General features: G+C 48.0%; 4 protein-coding genes. 1 reads left to right on the top strand and 3 read right to left on the bottom strand.

All coding sequences use genetic code 11. From position 1 onward, the window contains the following. The 3 genes from GFD25_RS11850 to xerA all read right to left on the bottom strand — a co-directional run. Positions 1–462, bottom strand: a 462-nt coding sequence (locus tag GFD25_RS11850) for a restriction endonuclease subunit S (RefSeq protein WP_163233085.1), incomplete at its 3' end; no start/stop codon positions are given. A gap of 44 nt (positions 463–506) precedes the next feature. After that, positions 507–1454, bottom strand: a complete 948-nt coding sequence (locus tag GFD25_RS11845; RefSeq protein ID WP_163233082.1) for an Abi family protein — start codon at positions 1452–1454, stop codon at positions 507–509. 209 nt (positions 1455–1663) lie between these two features. Next, positions 1664–2632, bottom strand: a complete 969-nt coding sequence (xerA, locus tag GFD25_RS11840; RefSeq protein WP_420837559.1) for a site-specific tyrosine recombinase/integron integrase — start codon at positions 2630–2632, stop codon at positions 1664–1666. 92 nt (positions 2633–2724) lie between these two features. Here xerA and GFD25_RS11835 point away from each other — a divergent pair. Continuing rightward, on the top strand, positions 2725–3372 hold a 648-nt coding region (locus GFD25_RS11835; protein WP_163233078.1), incomplete at its 3' end, for a restriction endonuclease subunit S.

Raw genomic sequence — 3372 nt, 5'->3', positions numbered from 1 at the left:
CAAATGGCCGTTTGTCAGAGTGAGATTGTTGATCTCTTGGTCAAAAGTGGAAAGAATCTTTGAACATTGTTTCTGTATCGCAAGCGTGGGAAGTAATACCACCTGCTTTGAGAGGGTCTTGACCGAGAGACCAGGTTGTGCGGACTGTGCAGAAAGATTTCCAAGGTGCATGGTTGAAAGCAGATATGCGAGATATTGAGTATCTGCCTTGTTGTTGGCCTGAACGATGACTGCGTGTTCGGTCATATAGGCACGGCCTTCAAAGAAACGCACATTCCCGCAGTTTGCGCCTTGGCGTCCAATAACAGCGCATTCACCGTCAAAATTGAAGGTTGACGTTCGTCCGCGTTCTCCGTTTCCGCCTATTACAGGATATTTTCCATTGGCAGAGAGCTCATTGGCGTGGATTCCTTTGCCGCTACTTAGTCGAGAACATACGTCTGCGAGCTGGAATACAGTCATCCTAGGTGCCTCCTATTGACGTCTAAGAACTAAATACGGTTTAGCTATGTTAGCGATTTTGCCAGTTGCTGTGTGAGCTGATTTCGGTTTTGGATTCCCATTGCTTTGCAAATGCTTTTCGATTGTTGGGGGATTGTTGACATGATGTTGTCTAGTAGCGCTGAGATTCTTTTCAGGAACTCAATATAGGAACTTTTATCCAATAAATAATGTAAATCATTAATCACTTGGAAAACGGATTCATTGAGGCGGTGGTCATAATGAGCGCAATAGCAGCGTTCGTCGTGGGCGCAGAGATTTCTGAAAAACACTAGTCGATTGAATATACGGTCAAGATGTTTGACCGTGATTATGTGTGGCTTGCTGTGTGTATCGGAGTATAGCTTGGTGAAACTTTTTGCGATTGCAAGACGGACTTCCTTGGTCTGTGTTTGGAAGAACCATACGGTTTGTCCCAGCGATAGGTCATTGGTCAGTACCCAGAATGGTACTTGACCGTCTAAATCCTCCATACAATGTCGAATGTAGGCTTTGCCGCCGTATTCACCCTTGTTGCGCGGATTGCCATCAAGCTCGAGAATTTTCGTGAATACCTTATTGATGAGTGTCATGGCGCTGGAACGGCGACCCTGATCGTAATTATCCGGAAACAGATATGGATTTACCTCGTCGGGATGAAGCTTGGTGAATTCATGGGCACAAGCCGCTTTCAGTGATGCTTCTGTCTGAGTGATGGCCTCGAATAGCAAGCAGCGAAGTTGCCGATCGAATGAAAACAGTGCAAAAAGATCATCGAAAGTGGTTCCTGGCAGGTAGCGCTCCTCATCTGCGTTCCTGAAGTTTGTATCGAGAAATAAATCCTTGTAGCCATTGACGATGGAATAGTAGCTTTCTCGTCTGAGAACGTGTGCCGCGGAATCATGCACTATCATTCCCCGTGACTGGAGAATGACGATCTGCTCGTCCAGGCTTTTGTAGGGCTTGTGCAGCATGGTTCTCCTGTCGCTGAAAGCACTGAGGCCATCCCGTTTTGCGGGGATGGCCTCAGCGAACTGAACGTAGTCCAGCTTATTTCGCTCTCTCAGCTTACATCCTTAACCGAGAGAATGCAACAAGAAGAGCTGGCAAATGTGGTTCGTTGCCCTATGTGGCCGCCCGGTGTGGGCTGGTACTGGTTCCGATTATAGGAGGAAGTGGATGATTATCCCAGATACTTTCGGTGCGATGCCTTCACGTTGCTCTGACTGACGAGAGCATATTGCATGGTGGTGTCTATTTTGACGTGTCCGAGCAGTTTTTGCACCTGCTCGACTGGCATGCCGCGGTTGATGGCGTTGGTGGCCATGGTTCGGCGGAACTTATGCGGGTGGATGCGGGGGAGCCGTAGTTTCCTGCCAAGGGCGCGAAGTCGGCTTTCCACGGAACAGATGGCAATGCGATCGTGGTTGCCTCTGAGGCTGACGAATAGTGCGGGATTATCGTCGCCGCGATCTTGCAGGTATTCCTCAAGATGAAGTTTGGCTCGAGCGTCGAAATAGGCCCGTCGTTCCTTGTTGCCCTTGCCTTGCACGATGCATTCGCGTTCGTTGAGGTCGATGCTGTCTCTGTTGAGTTTCACCAGTTCGCCTACGCGCATGCCGGTGGAGGATAGCAGATCGATTATCGCAAGATCGCGTGTTGTCTCGCAGCCATCGCGAAGACGTTCCATATCCTCGTCTGATATGGTTTCCTTGACGCGAATCGGCGCCTTTACTCGTCGAATCTTTCGTGCCGGACTTTTGACGATGTAGTCCTCATCTTCCAACCATGCGAAGAACGTCGCGAGTATGCGTCGGATATTGTCTACCGTGACTTTGCCCACATTGTGCGTCTCTTGATATTCGGTAAGGTATGAACGAAGTTGCTCGGTATCTATTTGAGGCAGTGGCCTATCGGTCCTCTTGATGTAGTGAGTAAGCGTTGATTCGTAGTATTTCAGCGTGCGTTCGCTGCATCCTTCAAGTTCTTTGGCGGTGAGGAAGGAATCCAGAAGGGTCGCCGATTCGTTCTCGCCATCTTGCGCGTCTATGGCTAGATTGGCTGTCAATACATGCTTAAGTTGCTTAAGCTGATGGGCGTTCAGTGTATCCTGCATGGCTTTTAATATCGAGTCAATCGTTGCGTCGCCAATCATTATGTTTGCTTCCGTGATGGGTGGATATGGATTACTGGTATTCATAATGCGGAAACTCAACGAATTTACAGTCTCGGACAAACGGCCATTTGTTGGAGTTGCTATCGGTTAAACACGATAGCAGTTTCGGCTCTCAGCTTGATGCCGAATTGCGCGACATTTGTGTTCTCGTAACAGAAAAGACTGTGGTTGAGAATGCGGATCTCAACACCTATGTTTCAACAGAAAGTCTTATTCCCGATAAGGGTGGCAGACAACAGGCTTCTGGTCTGCCGCGATCCGGTAAAGTGACAGTGTACAAATCGGGCGATATCCTAATTTCTAACATTCGTCCTTACTTTAAGAAAATTTGGTTTGCTGATTGTAGCGGCACTTGCTCGAATGATGTACTCGTCTTCCGCGCAAAGGATCGAAATCTGGCGCCTTATATCTTTTTCATCCTTTATTCGGATGCGTTTTTCAGATATATGGTTGCTGGTTCCAAAGGAACAAAAATGCCACGTGGAGATAGGAGCCAGATTATGTCTTATAACGTTCCCGGCATCAGTAATGAAGTACGAGCATTTTCTAACGACACTAGAACAGCTTTGAACCTTATTGCTAATAACACCAAAGAAATCGTTACACTTGAACAACTGCGTGACGCGCTGCTACCCAAATTGATGTCAGGTGAGATTGATGTGTCGAAGGTTGAATTGCCTACGCCGCCAGCGCAAACCGTTCATGCAAATGGCCGT

This window comes from Bifidobacterium aerophilum, from assembly GCF_010667685.1.
GTDB lineage: Bacteria > Actinomycetota > Actinomycetes > Actinomycetales > Bifidobacteriaceae > Bifidobacterium > Bifidobacterium aerophilum.
The sequence above is the reverse complement of the archived record's forward strand: the minus strand, read 5'-3'. Positions and strand labels throughout refer to the sequence as shown.

Coding starts and splice junctions, on each gene's coding strand:
- GFD25_RS11845 (WP_163233082.1), bottom strand. CDS start 1,454: ATGCTGCACAAGCCCTACAAAAGCCTGGACGAGCAGATCGTCATTCTC.